The sequence below is a fragment of the Nonomuraea sp. NPDC050451 genome (genome assembly GCF_044458585.1).
Map to the genome: position 1 here is coordinate 79,977 of NZ_JBITHZ010000042.1, position 17,626 is coordinate 97,602.

Genomic DNA, 17,626 nt, shown 5'->3' on the forward strand with positions numbered 1-17,626 from the left:
AGTCTGCTCGATAACCAGGACCGTTTCTGACCGGGTCATGCCGTAACGTCGCCGGCATGACCGAGAACTCCTCGGCCGAAAAGTCCATTACGACGACGATGACCTCCGCCAAGGTGCGTTAGATGACGGGCCCGGATGGGCGCACGTAACCGACGAGGGGCAGGACCCATGGAAGCACGCATGAAGAGCGTGGCGAATCCCGACGTGATCACAGCGATCCAGCATCTCCACAAGGCGATTCACGCCGGTGGCGTCGACCCGCTCGTGCTCGAGCTGGTCCATCTGCGGGCCAGCCAGATCAACGGCTGCAGCCCGTGTGTGTTCGCCGGAGTCCAGTCGGCGAAGAAGCACGGAGAGACCGAGGAGCGGCTGCACAACGTGGTCACCTGGCGCGAGACCCCGTTCTTCACCGAGGAGGAGCGGGCAGCGCTCGCGCTGACCGAGGCCGCCACCCGGATCCAGGACGGCGCGCCGGGCGTGACCGACGAGATCTGGGACGGTGCTGCCACCCATTTCGACGAGAACCAGATGTCCGCGATCATCCTGAACATCGCAATCACCAACTTCTTCAACCGGATCAACCACACGATCCGGGAGCAGGCCGGCAAGACCTGGTGAAGGCGGGCGGGCGTCATCCGTCCAGAGGCCGCGGTGGTCGACGTGGCGAAGGACGTGATCGGCCAGCTCCACCGCTGACCGATCCAGCGCCACTTCCGGCAGGCCCCCATCCTGGGCTCCCACCTTCGGGTGACCGCCGACAACCATCCCTTTGATGATCACCAGGGGCACATGACGATGAGCAACGAACTACTGGAACTGACCGTTACCGATGCCCGAGCCTGGCGGGAGTGGCTCAGCAGGCACCACGACAGCTCGGCAGGGGTGTGGCTAGTCCTCGCCAAGCAGAACACGACCCGGCCCACCAGCCTGACCTATGACCAGGCGCTCGACGAAGCCCTGTGCCACGGCTGGATCGATGGTCAGCTACGACGGCGGGATGAGATCACCTTCTGCCGGCGCTTCACCCCTCGCGGAAGGCAAAGTACCTGGTCAGCGCGGAACGTTTCCATCGTCACCCGTCTGATCAGCGAGGGCCGGATGCATCCGGCCGGAATGACCGAGGTCGAACGCGCCAAGGCCGACGGCCGCTGGGACACGGCCTACGCGGGACAAGCCGGCATCGAGGTACCAGCCGACCTGGCCGCCGCATTGGCCGCGAAGCCCCAGGCACAAGCGATGTTCGACATCCTCACCTCCCAAAACCGCTACGCCATTCTCTATCGGATCACGAACGCCAAACGCGCCGAGACCCGAGCCCGCCGTATCACCCAGTTCGTTGACATGCTCGCCCGCGGCGAGACGATCCACCCACAAAAGCGCGCCCTCGGCAGTTGAACGCCGGACCACTCCTCTCCCCGCCTCGCTCCTCCAAGCCCACGCACATGGCGGCACGGCGTTCGGCCAGAACCGGAACCTTACCCAGCCCCCCAAGAACCCGTCATGGGCGCAGGCTCGGCTCAACAGCGGCCGGGCGCAAGGGGCGCCAGCCGCCTCCGTCAAGTTTGGCGAGCTCGACGTCGACGGTGATGACGCCGAAGAAGTTGACGTTCTTGCTGTGGGCCGGGGAGATGTGGGCCAGCTGCTCATCAGGCACATCCCGGGCGGTGGTCGACTTGCCGCGCACCGGGAAGCGCTGCCCGTCGGAGGTGGACATGGTGCCGCCGCCGAACACTCCTGCCAGCTCCAGACCGTGATGGTGGTTGATGATGCAGGTGTTGACCTCGCGCAGCGTGCCCTCGCGTACGTACCACTCCATCGCCCAGGCCAAGACGTCGCGGGGACGCCGCATGCCCTCCTCCTTACCCTGGACGATCGCCTCACCGGCGTCGGCGGGTTTGCCGGCCAGCGTGCAGAACGCGGCCTGGCTGGGCTGCCACTGCTCGGGTGTACAGGTAGGTCGACGGGTCGGCGTACCGGCGCGATCCCGGCACGAAGATGTCCCCGGACCGGAGCCCGTCCCGCAGGCCCAAGATCACCACAGCTCCCAGTAGTGGCGGAATGAGGTGTCGTCCCCGGTCTTGCGGGCCTTGTCCAGGTAGTCGGCGTACCGGGCCGGAACGAATGAGGTCGGCGCGTCCTCAGGCACCTTCCGGCCACCGCCGGTGTTCAGCTTCTTCAAGATGGCCACCGCGGCCATCAGATCGGCGGCGCCTGGGCCGCCCTGGAAATCGATCGCCGCCAGCGCGTTCGGGGTGAACTGCCGCAGGCAGGAATAAGAGGCGTGCATTGCCGGCAGGCGGCCGTGGTCCTTGGGGAGCGGCCGCCACTCGCCCGCCACCGTCTCCCGTAGCCTGCTCATCCCGATCCGCTCCCGCAGCAGGCCACCGACCTGCTCGTCGGGGATCGACGGGTCGGCCAGCACAGGCAGGATCACATGCATCAGCAGCTGGCGGGTCTCACCCTTCTACGCCCGCTCGACCAGCGCCTCATCGGGCTTGGTCTTGGCCCGCGACTCCCGAGCCGACACCGTCTGGTCGAACAACGCGACGACCTCATCCAGCAGGTCCACCGCCGACTGCGCCGCCACCGCAAACAGGAGTGGATACCGACGCTCTGGATCGCGGCGCTCCAGCGCCTGGTTGGTGGACCGGCGGCCCACCGTCGCCAGGAACCGGCGCCGCTCCGTCGGCAACGCCGACAAATCCAGCAGATGCGCGTCCATGCCGCGCAGCCACTCCAGCTTCTCGATGGTCGCCTTCACCGAATTGACCGCCGCCTCCACCGCCGGGGTCGTCAGCCAGGCCAGCGGTGTCATGCCCCGCCCGACATCCACCGCCAGCATCCGATCCAGATCGCTACAGACCTGCTCGGTCAACAGATCTCATGGGTGAGGTCGGTGGCCGCCTTACGCGCCGTCCCGACCATCTCCATGAAGGTGACCACACCCGGCCGGATCACCTACGCCGCGATCAGGTACTCACGCGCCAGGTTGAACAACAGCGTCGGCGAGTCGTGCTCCATCGCCCGGTTCAGTAGGAACTGCTCCAGCTCCTTGAACGCCGCGCTGCCCGGCGAGGCATGCACCCATCCCAGATACTTCACGACCGACCGCAGGTGATCGGTCCGGGTCTGCTCTCGCCTGCCGTACTCCTCCAGCACCGCCGGGTCCACACCCAGCCGCTCCGCCAGCCGGGCCACCGCCACCCGGCGGCGCCGAGCCCACCTCATCCGGCACGAACCCAGGCCACGGCAACGTACATAGCTGGACAGCAAGCCCCAGGCGGTCCGTTGCACCCCGCCCGTGGCCCGGGTCGATGAACGCGACATCAGCCGGCGTCAGCGTGAAGAACCGGATCAGATCATCCCGGCCGATGTCGGGGAACGACCGCAGCTGCTCCAGCTGATCCTCGGAGAACAACCGCGTCGACACCGTCCACCTCCACGACGTACCAGACAAACGGTACGAACCGTAACGGTGGTGATCAGAACGCCCGACACTGACCCCGCATCACTCCAGGTCAGCGATTATCCGTTGTTTTTCGGCCAGGACTACCGGGGCCCCAACTCGTCGGCCGCTCGGCTGAGGTGTTCCAGCCCGCGCCACCACCAGGAACCTGCTCAGCTCCATCATGCCTCCCGACACATAGCAGCATAGCGATATTGATCTTAGACAAGATAACTCGCGAGCCATAGTGTCAAGGCCGCTCGCGAAAGCGAGAACTAAGTGAGGAGGGATATCGCATGCTCACCATGGCCGCGCCTCGGACGACATCGACGGGGTGGACACTGCGGGCCGTCGTCAGCGCGCACACGGCGGCGATCGTCGGCCAGCCGGTGTTCGCCGGGGTTTATCTGACCGGTGACTTCGACAGCCTGCGCTGGCACGCGGTCGGCGCCGACGTGGTCACCTCCATCGGCTACCTGCAGGTGATCGTCGCGATCGTGGTGTGGATTCGGCTGCGTCAGGCCTGGCCGTTCGTGGCCACGATGGCGGTGGTGGCGGCCGAGACGGTGCAGTACTTCGCCGGGTTGGACGGCGCGCTGTGGTTGCACATCCCGTTGGGTGTGATGACCGTCGCCGCGCTCGTCGTGCTGTTCATCGCCGTCTGGCGCCGGCCCTTGTCGCGGCGGGAGGTCCACAATGCGTGAGCACGATGCGCGGGGCCTGACCCGGCGGGGGGTTCTGGGCATCGGCGGGGCGCTCGGGCTGATGGCGGCCACCGGGCTGTCGGCCTCGGCCGCGCTGGCCCGGCGCCCGCCGATCACCGGTGCCGAGTTGCGCAGCGCCGTACCGCTACCGCCCCCGTTCCAGGTGCCGCTGCCGATGCCCGCCGTGCTGAAGCCGGTCAGCACCTCCGGCGGGGTCGACCGTTACGAGATCACCCAGCGCGAAGCGAGTGCGGAGATCCTGCCCGGTGTCAGGACACCGCTGTGGACGTACAACGGGACCTTCCCGGGGCCGACGATCGAGTCGCGCCGCGGCCGGCCGGTCACCGTGTCACACCGCAACGAGCTGCCCGTCCCTACGGTCGTGCACCTGCACGGCGGCCGGACTCCGGCAGCCTCCGACGGGTACCCGACCGACCTCGTCCTGCCCGAGGGCTGGCAGGAGCACTCCATGCACATGGGGCACGGCTCCGAGCATGGCATGCACGACCCGAGGGCCGTGGTGACCGAGCTGACGAGGGACTACACGTTCCCGCTGGACCAGCGGCCCACGCTGCTGTGGTACCACGACCACCGGATGGACTTCACCGCCCCCGCGATCTGGCGCGGCCTGGCAGGGCTGCACATCATCCGCGACGACGCCGAGGACGCCCTCGGCCTGCCCGCCGGTCCGCGCGAGCTGCTCCTCATGATCGCCGACCGGACGTTCGCCGCCGACGGCAGCCTCGCCTACCCCGCCCTCGACTCCACCCTGCGCGTACGGCCCGGCGTCCGCGAGCCGTATCTCGCCGGGGTCCTCGGCGACGTCATCCTGGTCAACGGCGCGCCGTGGCCCGTGCACGAGGTCGACGCGGCCCGCTACCGGCTGCGCGTCCTCAACGCCTCCAACGCCCGCCACTACGAACTCGAAGCGGTCACCGACGACGGACGCCGCCTCGACCTCGTCCAGATCGGCGCCGACCAGGGACTCCTCGCCGCCCCGGTCACCCACCGGCTGCTGCCGATCGCACCCGCCGAACGCTACGACGTGATCATCGACTTCTCCGGCGTCCCGACCGGTAGCCTCGTCAGGTTGATCAACCGGCTTGGCTCCGGCCGTACCCGGGACGTGATGGCCTTCCGCGTCGCCCGCAAGGCCGCCGACGACAGCCGCGTCCCCCGCACGCTGTCCACCGACCTGCCGGATTGGCGGCGTTCGGACGCCGTCAGGGTGCGCGACTTCTCCTTCCGCGCCGGGCAGATGCACGCGGGCCACGGCTGGCTCATCGGCGGCCTGCCGTTCGACCCCGCCCGTACCGATGTCACGGCCCGGCTCGGCGACGTCGAGGTCTGGCGGCTCGTCGCCGACGTCCACCATCCCGTCCACCTGCACCTGGTCGGCTTCCGCGTGCTCTCGCGCAGCGGCAGAGCACCACTGGCCCACGACGCGGGGCTCAAGGACACCGTCTCGCTGCGACCCGGCGAAGCCGTGGAGATCATCACCCGGTTCGACGGCTACCGCGGCCGTTACCTCTTCCACTGCCACAACGCCGAACACGAGGACATGGGCATGATGGCCAACCTCGAGATCATCTAGAGCATCACCCACGGGTGCCGACCCCGGCATCGTCATCATCGGAGCGGCCACCTTCGCCGGATTCGGGAAGCAGCCCAACCGGGCCTTCAAACCACACCAGCAACGCACCGCAGGCTTGCCCTGAGAAGACGCGTGGCCGTCCGTACTCCACCCAACGTAGCCGCGCTCCCCGATACCCCCCAGGGAGTATCGGGGGGTGACGTCGCCGGGACGACGACACCACCATGCCCAGGCCGCGATGCTCGACATCTCACCCGAAGAAAGGCATCGCCCCATGTCATCGACCCTGGTACGGCACATCACCCCCGTCCTCCCGCACCGCGCCCGCGGCGTGGTGCGGGAGGTGTACGCGCAGGTCAACGCCGAGTTCAGCAGCATCGGCCCGGCCGTGATGATGGTGTCGCCCTCCCCCGAGCTCATGGCCGCGGGCTGGTCGCTCATGCGCGAGAGCCAGCTGGCCGGCGACGTCCCGGCGCTGGAGAAGGCTGTCGTGGCGCTGGGTGCTGCGCAGGCCAACGACCTCAACTACGACATCCAGGCGTTCCTGTCGGTGCTGCGCCTGCTGGGCGAGGCGCGGCTGGCCGACACCATCGAACGCGGCGACGCGCCCGCCGACGCCAGGCTCGCCGCCCTGCTGGACTGGTCCGCCTCCACCGGCGTGGCCGACCGGGAGCCACTGCGGCGCCCGTTCCCCGCCGGTCCCGAAGCCGCCGAATTCCTCGGTACGCTCTTGTTCACGCACTTCGTCGACCGGGTCGCGGCCGCCATGCTGCCCGCCGGGCTGACCCCCGGCACCCTCAACCCCGACGACGAACCGCCCTTCGACGGCGCCCCCGTCCTGCGCCCGCTCGACCAGGACCTGCGCCCCGGCGCCACACTCCCCCTCCTGGACGGCCTGCCCACCGCACCGATCCCGTCGTGGGCCGCCGATCGCCCGATCGGCACCGCGTACGCCGCCCTCGCCGCCACCGCCGCCCAGGGCGCCGGCCTGCTGACCCCTGAGGCCGCGGACGTGACGGCTGAGGTGATCGCCGAGCACCGGGGCCGCCGACTGCCGGTCGGCGACTGGCTCGACCGCCCGCTGGCGGGCCTGACACCAGACGAGCGCGCGGGGGCCCGGGTCGCGATCCTCGCCGGCCTCGCGCCGCACGCCATCACCGACGAGCACGTCGCCGCCTGGCGCGCCACCGACCGCCGCTTCAGCGACCACTGCACCATCTTCCTTCTTGCCTACGGCGCCATGGCCGCCGTCACCCACATCGAAGCCGACATCACCGCCTGAACCACCTCCACCTGGGCTGCCGCACCACGCAGGCCACACCACCGACGGGCGCACTCATGCAGGCCGACACACCACGGTCAGCCGCACTCGCGCTCGCCCCACACCCACGCGCCGCCACGCCCGCATTTCTGGCGTCTCCGCAGCGCGCACGTGACGGTGGCGACGCCGGTGCTCAGGCGGGGACGTCGGCGGTCAGCACGAAGCGATCGCCCCGTGACGCGGCCACCAGCCGACCGCTCTCCGCGGCCCGCGCCGCCAGGTCGTCCAGCCCGGCGCCCCGTCGCGGGCCGGGGGCAGGCCGGACGGTGGCGCCGTCGTTGATCACGCGCAGCCGCGAGGCCGTGTTGGCGGTACAGCATGCGGTTGCCTGGTCGTAGGTGGTGCTGGTTTGAGGCAGCCGTGCAGGATTTCGACCAGGCGGCTGCCGACCTGGCGGAGGGCGGCGTTGTGGCCGATAAGTCCTCCCGGCGGCTAGCGCGGGGCGATCGGGGTCAGCGGAGGAGTGCGGGCCTCGATCGCCTCGGCGGCGTCCAGGCACAGGTCCTCACGGAAGCGCGGCCCGATGATCTGGACGCCCTGAGGCAGCCCCTCGGCCAGACCCGTGGGGACGGCCACCGCTGGAAGCCCCAGGAGGTTGACGGTCCACGCCATGCGCAGGGATGCCGGCCACCGAGCGAGTCGGTCGGCGTCGAGGTCGGATCCCACGGCGAAGGCCGGGTCGGTGCAGATCGGCGCGAGGACGAGCGGAGCCTGGCTCATCCACGCCATCCAGGCACGCGCGATCGCGGCGCGTTCCATCATGGGATCGAAGGCCGCCTGGCCGGCCGCCCGGTTCCAGTGCGGCTCGTACTCCGCCCAGAAACGGACGAACCCCTCGGAAGCCACCGACTCGACCGGCGGCTGCACTTCGTGCACCCGGCCGTAGGCGGACAAGAGCTGCGTGTAGATCTCTCCGGCCCGTACCAGGGCCGGGGGCCGGCCCTCCGTCACGACGTACCCCGCGTCGGAGAGCCGCTCCGCCGCCTGGCGCAGGGCGGCCGCGACGCCGGGGTCCAGATCGGGGCCGTCCGGGTCGGTGGCGAGCCAGACCCGCACGGGTGCGGGAACCGGGGGACCGTGCAGGGGCACCGGCGCGTGCCAGGGGTCCCCGCCGTGGTCCGCGCACATGTGTGTGAAGGCCAGGCGCAGGTCCCGTACGCTCCGGGCGATCGGCCCGTGCACGGCCAGCAGCTGGAACCCGAACGGCGTCGGCTGGGGCGGACCGCCCGTGCCGGCCGGCAGGCCGACCTGGGCCACGCGCCCCAGCGACGGCTTCAACGCGGCGACGCCGCAGCACTGGGCGGGCCAGCGCAGCGAGCCGCCCCCGTCGTTGCCCAGCCCCAGCGCCGCCATACCGGTCGCCACGGCCACGGCGTCGCCGCCGCTGGAGCCGCCGGGCGTGTGCGCGGCCGACCACGGGTTACGGGTGGCGCCGCGCAGCTCGTTGTCGGTGTGCCAGCGCATGCCGAACTCCGGCATGTTGGTCCGCCCGATCGGGATGGCCCCGGCCGCGCGCAGCTCGGCGATGTGCGGCGCGTCCGCGGCGGCGACCGCTTCACGCAGCGGGACGATGCCCAGCGTCGTGGCTGATCCCGCGACGTCGATGTTCTCCTTCACGGTCACCGGAACCCCGCACAGCGGGCCGACCGGCGCGCCCGAGCCCATGGCCCGGTCGGCCGCGTCCGCCGCCTGCAGCGCCTGCTCGGCCAGGACGACGGTGACCGCGTTCACCCAGGGGTTGACCTCGGCGATCCGCCGCAGATGCGCCTCGACCACCTCGCGGCTCGACACCGTGCGAGCCTGGATCTGGCGCGCCAGCTCCCAGGCGGACATCTCCCATATTTCCGACATTGCACCCCTTCTTCGGTTGCCGCGCCGAGGAATCTAGGGGGCATCGTCACAAAATTGCAGTCTTGTGTTTACGGTCTGTGTCAGCCGCCCAGATGTCGAGATGCCGGTCCAGCTCGTGGACGCTTGTTTGCGGTCACGCTCGAGGAGACGTCTCGAACTGTGTTCGCCTGTCCCCTCCCTGGTTCGACCCGATGGCCGGGCAGTCGTGCTCACCCCTGAGGGGGCCGAACCCGGCCTACCGGGCGGCGTCAGCGCATGCTTTCGACCAGCAGCTGGTCGATACGGTCCGGATCGGCTCCGGTGGCGGCGGCGATCAGAGGCACGCGGCGGGTGCGCGGCAGTGTCCGGGCGTTGCACGGGGTGGCAACGCTTGCGGCCGTTGCAGAAAAACGCAACACCGGGGCGGTATGGCCTCATGGGGTCATCAAGCCCGTCACGATGATGAGGAGAACCCCGACCATGGCCCGACAGGCCCCCAACCCTGACCGTCCGCCCGAGCCGCTGCTGTCGCTGCGGGCGGCGGTCATCTTTGCTCTCGCCCTCGCCGCCGGAGTCGTTGTGGGGGCCCTCACCCTGTGGACCGGCGCGGTCGCGCCGGCCGCGGTCTTGACCGGGATCGCCGCGTTCGGCGGGACGGCCCGCGGCCTCCACGACGTCATCGGCAAACGGTGACCGTTCTCGATATCCGGGCGGATCCGGGCGCTCGTGGAGATGATGGACATGTGGCTGACATCGAACGCACCGCCCGGCACGTCCTCGTGGAAGAGCGGACCGAGGTCGTCGTGTTCGCGGCCGAGTTGAAGCGGTTGTTCGACACCGTCGGTCTCACCCTCGGCCAGTTCTGCGCCACCAGCCAGGGGATCATCGACAAGGGCAGCTTGTCCCGCTACCTCAACGGCAAGCGTGTCCCGCGCGAGCGGTGGCTCCTGGACCGGCTGTTCGCCCTGCGGGTCAAGGCCGGCACTCCGCTCACCGAGGAGGCCCAGGGCCATCTGGTCGACCTCCAGCTGGCCGCGCTCCAAGTCGCCCACCCTCACGACTACAAGGTTCGGCGCGTCACCGACGAACTCGACGTCGCACTCACCGCCCTCCGTGAGAGCGAACGCCACGTCAACCGACTGGAAACCGAACTCACCGGCCGCGAACGACGGCTTGCCGATCTCACTGCCGACAACGCCCGGATGCGTGCCGACTGGGACACCGATCGCGACCGGCTGAACCGCGAGATCGCCGACCTCACCAGCCAGCTGAACTTCGCCCACGAGCGCCGCGCTGCCGCCGAAACCCGCTGCGCGGACCTGGAGGACCTCCTCGACCGCCTCCAATCAGGCGCGGCCGCCCGACTCCCTTCACCCGCTGGAGCCGAGTCCCGCGGCTCCAGCGGCCCGGCTGCGATGCGAGTGATGATTTGCGAAAACCCTGGAACCTACCGCGACGGGTTGAAAATGCTCCTGGAGGCGGAGGGCGTCCATGTCACCGGTGTGGCGAAAGACTTCGAGCAGCTTCGCCATTTGATGCGGGAGTCACTGCCGGATGCCGTGGTTGTCGGCGTCTCCATGCCACCCACCCACACCGATGAGGGCATCGTCGGCGCCGCTGAACTCCGCCGGCGTCATCCGAACTTGGGTGTGCTCGTCCTGGGGGCCTATCGCGAAGTCGCCTACGCCGAACGCCTCGTGAAGATCGGCAGCGGCGTCGGATACCTGCTGAAGGACACCAACGATCTGGAGACCATCCTGAGTGCCCTCCGCCGGGTCGTCGCCGGCGAGACCGTCATCGACCAGCATCTCCTCAAGCAGATGGTCACTCGCGGGCAGATGCAGGCCAGGATCAGCCGACTCACACCCAGGCAGCGGGAAGTTCTCATGCTGATGGCCGAAGGGCTGTCCAACATCGGCATCGCGCGACGCATGCAGATCACCGCGAAGACCGTCGACGGTTACATCACCGCGATTCTCGCCCGGCTCGATCTGAACGACACTCCCGAGAGCAGCCGCCGGGTTGCTGCTGTCCTGGCCGCGCTCCAGGCCGACTACCCCTCCTCTCCCCCACAAGATGCCCCGGTCCGTCCCGACCCGGCTCTCCCAGCATGACAAGGGCCGCCGCCAAGGATTCGTAGGCCGACCCAGCGACCCACCCCCATCAGAACCGGCCAGTGACCGGCCACCGTCTGCAGCCCGCCGGTACGGCGGTCACGGTGGCCGGCGTGCATGCCGGACCAGGGCTGACCGCACCGCTCATCACGGCCGAGTTTGCCCGGGTGGTGCGGCCGGGCGGGGCTGCAGCCACCTTTCGCGGGCGGCCGGTGCGGTGAAAGATGCCCCCAACGAGCTCAATGCCGCCGCCACCGCGGCGCCGCTCCTCACCTGCACGGCCACGCCCGTCCAGGCCGCGACCGGGTCATCGTCTACCTGCTGTTCGGCGTCGGCCTGCGCCGCGCCGGACTGGTCGGCCTGGACCTGGACCTGCAGCAGCTGGAGCCGGCCGAGCCTGACCGGCTGGGCCACGCGGCGAAACAACAGCCCGCGCTGTTTAGCAGCGCTATCCACCCATCGCCGCCAAGCCCGCCAAGTGCGCCCAGCCCCCCTCCAAGACGGGCGACATCCGACCCGCCATGAGCGCCAAGTCAAGCTGGGAGCGGGTGTCCACGCTCCCTGACGCCAACCTCATCGAGGCTCTCGACGTCGCGCCCGACGGCGCCGTGTGGATGCAGACCCGGTGGTTGAACGAGCAGGAACCGCAGATCCGGCGCTGGTACGCCGACCGGTGGCAGAGCTTCGCCCGGCCGTCCGTCGCCGTGGACCGCATCGGCGATCTCGCCGCGGTCTCGGCCGACCAGGTTCACCTCATCGGCACCACGAGCAAGAGCATGCAGGAGGTCAGCCAGACGGGGAAAAGCCGGATGCTCATCAGCACCCTCGAAAACGGGCGCTGGCACGACTTCGTAGTGGCCGACCCTGACACCAGGGGCCTGCAGGCAGAGTCCTCCTTCATCGCACGCGGCACCGGGGCCTTCGTGGGCGACCCCATCGCCATGCGGTGGGACGGCCGGAGCTGGACGACCCACCGGTTGCCCGGCGAAACCCCAGCCGTCGCTGTCGGCGGTGAGGGTGACAACATCTGGCTCCTGCGGGCCGACCAGTACGACGCCGGCAAGCGGCCAGTGCTGCTGCGTTGGGAGGGCCGGGGCTGGCAGCCGATCGAATTGCCCGCGCTGGGCGGGCCGGCGCTCGGCAGCCCGCCCACACCGCTGCTCGGCGATGTGGCGGTGAACGGGCCCTCCGATGTCTGGGCGACCGGTTACGTCGGCTGGGATCAGGACAACGAGGAGTACGCTGAAGAACCCCTGCGTGCCCGCCTCTTCGTCCTGCACTGGAACGGCACGTCATGGACCTGCTCCTGGGGGCCGATGAGCTGGACCATCGGCGACGCGGAGCCGGATGGCAGGGGCGGGCTCTGGGTCACGGCGGGCCCGGAGCATCGGCCGGAAGAGTTGTGGCACCTGTCCGGTGGACGCTGGACCAAGGAACGGCTCCCTGCACCCCCGGGCAAACTGGCCTTGGCCACCGAACTGGTCAAGATGCCGGCGACTGCTCGGCTTTACGCGGCCGGCTACGTGAGCTCCCGCGATGCCCCCGGCTTCGGCATCGCCCCCACCCAGCACGCGACCCTTTGGACGATCAGCGAATGACGTGGCCGCCTACGCGCGATGCTCCTGGTCAGCCCCAAGGTGACCATGGCCGACCGCGTGAACATGCTGGTCCGGGGCGCTCGGCACGGTGGAGGAACGCTCGATCGAGGAGACCGGCTATCGCGGTAACGCTCACCAGCTTCGGCGCCCGACAGGGAGACGGCGGCCGGGCAAGGGTATCCAGACGTGGCGATCGTCAGCCTTCCCAGCTACCAGATGGATCGCGGACAGCTGACCGGCAGGAGGCGGACGAAGGGCCGAATGCGGTGGGGAACGGCAGCACCGCCGGCAAGGACCTGGGTTCTACGGCAAGGCCGGCGACCTCACCGGTAACGACCGCGAGCGCGCCGAGGTCTTTGCGCTGTTGGCTTGGCACCCTTGGCGCCCAACAGCCAGTAGTCGACGAAGGCCACCTCGCCGCTGGGGCGTGACCGATTTCAGCGACTGCTCCAGCGGACCTGAAGGGTCCACGACGCGATCGGCACCCCGGCTGTCGGTCAGCGCGCGTACTCATGCTAGGGCTCGGGCGAGATGTGGGTGCCCGGCGGCCACTGATGGTGGCGCCTACGGCCGGTAGGGTTCGGCGAACAGTTGCGCGACGAGCTCACCGCGGCTGGAGATCCCCGCCTTGCCGAAGACGGCCTTGAGGTGACCGCGAACGGTGTGGGGAGAGATGAACAGGGCCGTGGCGATCTCGGCGGTGGACAGGCCCCGTGCCACGAGCTGAGCGACCTCGAACTCCCGGGGCGTCAGCCCGTATGCCTGGGCGACGATGACCGCCAGGTCGGCGGGGGGCGCGGGCTCGATGACGAGCGCTGTCGGCCCTGGCCGTCCGCCGGGACCGCTCAGGCATGAGGCGTGGCAGGTCAGCCACTGCTTGTCGCGGGTTCGGATGCGAATCCTGGCGCTGCCTCGATCGTGGCCTTGGGCGATGGCCCGCGCCTGCAGAGTCGTGCCGATCAGCCAGATGGGCAGCCTGAGCCCGAGCGCCGTGGGCATGGATGGCCCGTCCGGCAGCAGCGCGAGATAGCGCCGAGCTTCCTCGTTGATCGACGTGGCCTCGCCGTGCTCGTCGAACAGCAGCAGGCCGGGTGCGGAGGCGCCGGGCGCGCCGTCCGATCCGGACGGACGGGCGAACCGGCGCAGCCGGTCGGCGAGTGGTCCGGACAGATCGGCGAGCAACGCGATCTCGTGCGTGCCGAACGCGGGGCCTCCTCGCATGCGGAACAGGCTCACCGCGCCCCACGGCCGGTCGCCGATCCGCAGCACGGCCCGTAGTTCGTCGTCCACGCCCTGGTCGCCGAGCAGGCGGCGGAAGCGGGCGCTGCGCGCGGGCAGGTCTCCGGTGGCCGCGCGCAGACCGGCCGCGGGGACGGGTGCGCGGGCGAGGTCACGGAACGGCAGGACGGTCTCCTCCAGCAGCTCGCTCTGCCAGTAGGCGGCGCATCCTTCGCCGGAGCCGAGATTCTCCACCAGCATGGGTGCGGTGACCAGGCTCGTTTCCGGGTCGGTGGCCGTCCACACCGCGGCGTCGAACGGCATGTGCCGCCGCAGCCTGGCCGAGGCGTGGCTGAAGAGCTCCAGCGCGTTGGCGGCCCGCTCGACAGCCGACAGGATCTCGGCGTGGCGGGGCGGGTGGGTCATCGAGCTCCTTCAGGCGCTGGGTCACTTGGGAAGGTTGGACGCGGGTCAGCTTGCCTGTTCTCCCCGCCTTCGCCAACCCCTCATTTGAGGGGGTCATTTCTTGCCGATCCCCCGCAGGCGGGGAATGGAGCGCGGTCGTGACGTCCACGAGGCTCGAAAGGACCTTTTGGACGAAAAGGGGAGAAACGTCGTGCATATCGCGATCATCGGGGCCGGCGCCGCCGCGGTCGGCCTGCTGGACGCGCTGGCCGTCAGCGAGGCGGGGATGGGGGTGGGGGAGGTCACCGTGTTCGAGCCGTCCGCGTACCTGTGGCGGGGACGGCCGTACGCACCTGATCTCGACAGTGTTCTGGTCAACGCCCCGCCCGCCATCATGTCGATCCGCCATCTGGACCCAGGGCACTACGCCTCCTGGCTGGGCACGGAGCGTGCCGCCGCCCATCTGGACGGCCTGCTGGGGCAACCGCTGGTGCCGCGCGCGCTCTACGGCGAGTATCTGGCCGACACCGCCGAGGCCGCCCTGGCCGTGCTGCGCGGGCGCGGGTGGCGGACACGGGTCGTCGCCGCCCGGGTCGTCGCGGCGGCCCGCTCCGGCGGCGGCCTCCGGCTGAAGCTGCGCACCGAGGACGGGCGCGCCCATCCGGCCGACCGGGTGGTTTTGTGCGTGGGCGGGGGGATGCCGCAGGACCACTACGGCCTGGGCGGCGCTCCAGGGTTCGTAGGTGATCCGTATCCGCTGGCGTACAGGCTCGGCCAAGTCCCGGCCGCGGCCGACGTCGCGGTGATCGGCAGCGGGCTGACCGCCGTGGACGTGGTGGTGTCGCTCGCCGCGCGCGGCCATGCCGGGCGGATCGCGCTGGTGTCGCGCAGCGGCATGCTGCCCCACGTCTGGCAGCGTCCCCTCGGCCACCGGCCCGCGCACGTGACCGTCGAGCGGGTGGAGGCGCTGTGCCGAGAGCACGGCGGCGTCACCCTCGACGACCTCGCCGGGCTGCTCCGCGCCGAACTGGCCGCGGAGGGGGAGGACTTCGCGCGCTTCACGGCCGAGCTCCTGGCAGCGGGATCGGAGGAGCCCGTAGGGCGGTTGCGGCGGCAACTGGCCGCCGTCGACGACCCGCGGATCGGGCGGCGGGTGCTCCAGGAGACCGCCCACACCGTCGGCCCGTACGCCTGGCGGCTGCTGCCCGAGCCCGACCGCGAACGGCTGCGCAGGCACTTCCGCCTGGCCACCAGCATGGCTTCGCCCATGGTGCCGGTGAACGCCGCCGCCCTGCTGCGGTTGTTCGAGTCCGGGCAGCTCACCATGACGGCAGGCGTACGCAAGATCGAGGCTGTGGAGGGAGGGTTCCGGGTCCGGGGCGACGGTGGCGACCTGAACGCCGGAGTCGTCGTCAACGCCGTGAACCCGCCGCCCCGGGCGGTGCCCCGCGCGGCCGAGCCGCTGGTCACGTGCCTGCTCGCCGATGGACTGGCCGCGCTGCACCCGTCGGGCGGGCTGGTCCCCGCCGACCCGCGCCTGTACGTGGTGGGCGACCTGGCCGGTGGCGGTCCGTTCATCACCTCGGGCATCCCCGGAGTGGCCGCGGCGGGCGCTCGTACCGTCCGCGGACTGCTGGCCACACACACCGGCTGATCAGTCGCGGGCAGGAGCGCGTCGCCCCCTGAGAGGTGCGCCGAAGGAGTGGAGTGCGGGCACGGCGGCCGTCAGGGCTCCGCGTTCGCCCGGGGGCAGCGTGGCGAGGGCAGCGGCGAATATCTCCGCCTGGGCGTCCTCGATCAGGGCCATGCCGTGCTGGGCGCTCATGGTCGGGTACAAGCGTACCGCGCGACGGTCGTGCGAATCGGGCTCGCGGCGGATGAGACCGCGGGCGAGCAGGCCGCGCACGGCCGTGCTGACGTTGCTGCTGTGCAGGCCCAGCTCGTGGGCGAGCGCCTTGGTGCCCGTGCCGGGCGAGTCCAGCACGTAGCGCAGCACGTCCAGCTCCGACGGCGCCAGGGACGGCAGTCCTGCCTCCGTTATCCCACCCAACCGCAGAACGCGTGCGAGCGCATACAGAGTTCCGCACGCTGCCGGAACGGGTTCGGCGGTGCTGGGCATGCTGCAGAACGTCCTCGGCGCTGCTGTGGCCCCCTTGATGAGCGTCGCCGGCGAGCACACCGCCATACCCCTGTTCGCCGGAATGACCCTTTGCACCCTGCTCGCCTCGGCCGCACTACTACTGACAAGGCAAAACACGGCAGATCCCGAGCAGTCCGATTTGACGGCCAGGCATCGGCGCCGGATCGAGAAGTAGTCGTCGATATAACTTGATGCGCCCCCTACAGAGACCACTCTCCGCCATCATCGCTGACGCGACCGATGACCTCTCCTCGATCACCCCCTACGCTGCGCCCAGACACTAGATGATCTATCAGTGAGCGTAGGACGGTTTGTCCGGTGGCGTCGTTGTGCCAGATCGCGGCGGTCAGCGCGAGGATGCGTTGCATGACGCGGGCTATGACCCCTCCGGGTGTGCGCCCTCGATGCCGTTCGAGGTCAAGCTGTCCCTTGAAGGGCTCGTTGATCGATTCGATGACCTGCCGCAGTGGCTTGAACAGGGCTGCACCAGGCCGTTCCCGTTCACCTTTACGGGCCGGCCGCAGCAACTGGACTCCACGCTCGGACAGTTCGCGTTCGAAACCACGGCCGAAGTAGTTTTTTGTCGCCGATGAGAGTCTGTCCGTGGCGCTCTCGCAGAAGCTCGCATTCGGCGGCCAGGAGGTCGAGGAGGGTCTCGCGTTCGTTGGCCTTGGCCCCGGTCAGGGCGAAGGCGATGGGCAGGCCCTGAAGGGTGCAGACCAGGTGCAGGCGCAGGCCCCAGAAGCGCCTGTGGCTGGCGCAGTAGCCGTATTCGGCCCAGCCTGCCAGGTCGAAGCGTTTGACGGTCTCGCGGGAGTGGCCGCATTCCACCGGGGTGGAGTCCACGACCCATACGTCGTCGCTCCACACCGAGGTGGTGGTGGCCAGGATCCGGTTGACGCTTCGCATCAGACCGGCGGCCTTGCGCAGCCGCTTGTTGTAGCCGGGCTGCTGGGGCAGGTAGGGGAAGAGGTGGCGCAGGTGGGCACGGGCATGGCGGAGCCATTTGGCCTCGGAGGTGAAGCCGAGTATGGCCTGCATCATGGCGAGGGTGACCAGTTCGGCATCGCTCAGGCGGGGCGTAATGCCGACCGGCGGGCGCCACGGCGCCGGGTCGGGACGCTCTTTCAGCATGTCGTCGGTCGTCGCCTAGAGTGCTGTCGCGAGGGTGTCCACGTCGTTCGCCATAAGACGATCTTGGACACCCTCGTTCTCGTCTCCGCAGGCACCCCTTGGACCACACCACCAGGAGGAACC

Annotated in this window: 20 protein-coding genes and 1 pseudogene; 10 read left to right on the forward strand and 11 right to left on the reverse strand. The window is 69.9% G+C overall.

Features of this window, described 5'->3' with window-relative positions; translation table 11 throughout:
* The first annotated feature begins 168 nt into the window (after positions 1-168).
* Both ACIBI9_RS57730 and ACIBI9_RS57735 read left to right on the forward strand, forming a co-directional pair.
* Entirely contained in the window at positions 169-618 is a 450-nt protein-coding gene (locus tag ACIBI9_RS57730) for a carboxymuconolactone decarboxylase family protein (RefSeq protein WP_138720058.1), read from the forward strand.
* Between the two features lie 129 nt (positions 619-747).
* The gene (locus ACIBI9_RS57735; RefSeq protein WP_397235943.1) at positions 748-1,395 is read left to right on the forward strand and encodes a YdeI family protein; all 648 of its coding nucleotides are present in this window, start codon (positions 748-750) and stop codon (positions 1,393-1,395) included.
* 103 nt (positions 1,396-1,498) lie between these two features.
* Here ACIBI9_RS57735 and ACIBI9_RS57740 read toward each other — a convergent pair whose 3' ends face one another.
* The 5 genes and pseudogenes from ACIBI9_RS57740 to ACIBI9_RS57760 all read right to left on the reverse strand — a co-directional run.
* The gene (locus tag ACIBI9_RS57740) at positions 1,499-1,849 is read right to left on the reverse strand and encodes a Tn3 family transposase (RefSeq protein WP_397235945.1); all 351 of its coding nucleotides are present in this window, start codon (positions 1,847-1,849) and stop codon (positions 1,499-1,501) included.
* Positions 1,850-2,032: 183 nt separating this feature from the next.
* Positions 2,033-2,434 carry a hypothetical protein gene (locus ACIBI9_RS57745; RefSeq protein WP_397235947.1) on the reverse strand — a complete coding sequence of 134 codons (402 nt, stop codon included), beginning with the start codon at positions 2,432-2,434 and terminating at the stop codon, positions 2,033-2,035.
* Positions 2,435-2,464: 30 nt separating this feature from the next.
* Positions 2,465-2,875, reverse strand: a complete 411-nt coding sequence (locus ACIBI9_RS57750; protein ID WP_397235949.1) for a hypothetical protein — start codon at positions 2,873-2,875, stop codon at positions 2,465-2,467.
* Positions 2,876-2,958: 83 nt separating this feature from the next.
* Positions 2,959-3,228, reverse strand: coding sequence for a DUF4158 domain-containing protein (locus ACIBI9_RS57755; RefSeq protein WP_397235951.1), 270 nt, complete (start codon positions 3,226-3,228; stop codon positions 2,959-2,961).
* A gap of 40 nt (positions 3,229-3,268) precedes the next feature.
* Positions 3,269-3,430, reverse strand: a pseudogene (locus ACIBI9_RS57760) (DUF4158 domain-containing protein); the annotation flags it as partial.
* Between the two features lie 311 nt (positions 3,431-3,741).
* On the opposite strand from ACIBI9_RS57760, the gene ACIBI9_RS57765 reads away from it, so the two are divergent.
* The 3 genes from ACIBI9_RS57765 to ACIBI9_RS57775 all read left to right on the forward strand — a co-directional run bounded on the left by ACIBI9_RS57765 (position 3,742) and on the right by ACIBI9_RS57775 (position 7,025).
* The gene (locus ACIBI9_RS57765; RefSeq protein ID WP_397235953.1) at positions 3,742-4,149 is read left to right on the forward strand and encodes a hypothetical protein; all 408 of its coding nucleotides are present in this window, start codon (positions 3,742-3,744) and stop codon (positions 4,147-4,149) included.
* Entirely contained in the window at positions 4,142-5,743 is a 1,602-nt protein-coding gene (locus tag ACIBI9_RS57770) for a multicopper oxidase family protein (protein WP_397235955.1), read from the forward strand. Before ACIBI9_RS57765 ends, ACIBI9_RS57770 begins: the two co-directional genes overlap by 8 nt.
* Before the next feature lie 274 nt (positions 5,744-6,017).
* Positions 6,018-7,025, forward strand: a complete 1,008-nt coding sequence (locus ACIBI9_RS57775; protein WP_397235957.1) for a hypothetical protein — start codon at positions 6,018-6,020, stop codon at positions 7,023-7,025.
* A 172-nt stretch (positions 7,026-7,197) separates the two neighbouring features.
* Here the strand turns inward: ACIBI9_RS57775 and ACIBI9_RS57780 are convergent, their stop codons facing one another.
* Together ACIBI9_RS57780 and ACIBI9_RS57785 are read right to left on the reverse strand one after the other, a co-directional pair.
* A complete protein-coding gene (locus ACIBI9_RS57780; RefSeq protein WP_397235959.1) occupies positions 7,198-7,350 on the reverse strand; it encodes a hypothetical protein in 153 nt (50 codons plus the stop codon).
* A 146-nt stretch (positions 7,351-7,496) separates the two neighbouring features.
* Complete coding sequence (locus tag ACIBI9_RS57785) at positions 7,497-8,915, reverse strand: amidase (protein WP_397235961.1); 1,419 nt, start codon at positions 8,913-8,915, stop codon at positions 7,497-7,499.
* Positions 8,916-9,374: 459 nt separating this feature from the next.
* Here ACIBI9_RS57785 and ACIBI9_RS57790 point away from each other — a divergent pair, with 459 nt between their 5' ends.
* Complete coding sequence (locus ACIBI9_RS57790; protein WP_397235963.1) at positions 9,375-9,587, forward strand: hypothetical protein; 213 nt, start codon at positions 9,375-9,377, stop codon at positions 9,585-9,587.
* Positions 9,588-9,637: 50 nt separating this feature from the next.
* Positions 9,638-11,008 (forward strand): LuxR C-terminal-related transcriptional regulator, encoded by a 1,371-nt coding sequence (locus ACIBI9_RS57795; RefSeq protein ID WP_397235965.1) that lies wholly within the window; start codon positions 9,638-9,640, stop codon positions 11,006-11,008.
* A 147-nt stretch (positions 11,009-11,155) separates the two neighbouring features.
* Here ACIBI9_RS57795 and ACIBI9_RS57800 read toward each other — a convergent pair whose 3' ends face one another.
* On the reverse strand, positions 11,156-11,434 hold the full coding sequence (locus ACIBI9_RS57800) for a hypothetical protein (protein WP_397235967.1): 279 nt from the start codon (positions 11,432-11,434) through the stop codon (positions 11,156-11,158).
* 95 nt (positions 11,435-11,529) lie between these two features.
* On the opposite strand from ACIBI9_RS57800, the gene ACIBI9_RS57805 reads away from it, so the two are divergent.
* Positions 11,530-12,606 (forward strand): hypothetical protein, encoded by a 1,077-nt coding sequence (locus ACIBI9_RS57805; protein WP_397235969.1) that lies wholly within the window; start codon positions 11,530-11,532, stop codon positions 12,604-12,606.
* A 564-nt stretch (positions 12,607-13,170) separates the two neighbouring features.
* Here the strand turns inward: ACIBI9_RS57805 and ACIBI9_RS57810 are convergent.
* Positions 13,171-14,250 (reverse strand): response regulator transcription factor, encoded by a 1,080-nt coding sequence (locus ACIBI9_RS57810; protein ID WP_397235971.1) that lies wholly within the window; start codon positions 14,248-14,250, stop codon positions 13,171-13,173.
* A gap of 190 nt (positions 14,251-14,440) precedes the next feature.
* Here ACIBI9_RS57810 and ACIBI9_RS57815 point away from each other — a divergent pair, with 190 nt between their 5' ends.
* Complete coding sequence (locus ACIBI9_RS57815) at positions 14,441-15,883, forward strand: FAD/NAD(P)-binding protein (RefSeq protein WP_397235973.1); 1,443 nt, start codon at positions 14,441-14,443, stop codon at positions 15,881-15,883.
* Here ACIBI9_RS57815 and ACIBI9_RS57820 read toward each other — a convergent pair whose 3' ends face one another.
* Positions 15,884-16,279 (reverse strand): MarR family winged helix-turn-helix transcriptional regulator, encoded by a 396-nt coding sequence (locus ACIBI9_RS57820; RefSeq protein ID WP_397235975.1) that lies wholly within the window; start codon positions 16,277-16,279, stop codon positions 15,884-15,886. It abuts the gene before it with no gap.
* 67 nt (positions 16,280-16,346) lie between these two features.
* Here ACIBI9_RS57820 and ACIBI9_RS57825 point away from each other — a divergent pair, with 67 nt between their 5' ends.
* A complete protein-coding gene (locus ACIBI9_RS57825; protein ID WP_397235977.1) occupies positions 16,347-16,544 on the forward strand; it encodes a hypothetical protein in 198 nt (65 codons plus the stop codon).
* Positions 16,545-16,876: 332 nt separating this feature from the next.
* On the opposite strand, the gene ACIBI9_RS57830 is transcribed toward ACIBI9_RS57825, so the two are convergent.
* Positions 16,877-17,503, reverse strand: a complete 627-nt coding sequence (locus tag ACIBI9_RS57830; protein WP_397235979.1) for a transposase — start codon at positions 17,501-17,503, stop codon at positions 16,877-16,879.
* Positions 17,504-17,626 lie beyond the last annotated feature (123 nt).